This window comes from Bacillus sp. SIMBA_074 (assembly GCF_046534555.1).
Lineage (GTDB): Bacteria > Bacillota > Bacilli > Bacillales > Bacillaceae_G > Bacillus_A > Bacillus_A mycoides.
In genome coordinates, this window is the sequence record NZ_JAWRYM010001148.1 from 1 (window position 1) to 240 (window position 240).

General features: G+C 23.3%; 1 protein-coding gene. It reads right to left on the reverse strand.

What is annotated here, in order from left to right; translation table 11 throughout:
• On the reverse strand, positions 1-240 hold a 240-nt coding region (locus SB773_RS34330), incomplete at both ends, for a hypothetical protein (protein WP_410594991.1).

Genomic DNA, 240 nt, shown 5'->3' on the forward strand with positions numbered 1-240 from the left:
GTTCAATTAATATTTCTTCATTATCTAGATGAGTATAGTTATAAAAGATTCCTGCCTTCAAAACACTACCATCATTATTTTTTCTAATTCCATAATTTCCAGTTAAAAATTTAATCCTTTTGTCTAACAAATTAAAATCTTTGTTTTTTATAAAGTCCAAAAAGGATCTCGTAATACGGGTTTTAATTTTTTTTACTTTTTTGTCAGCAATACTTATTTTTACTGTTTTATTGTTTTTAC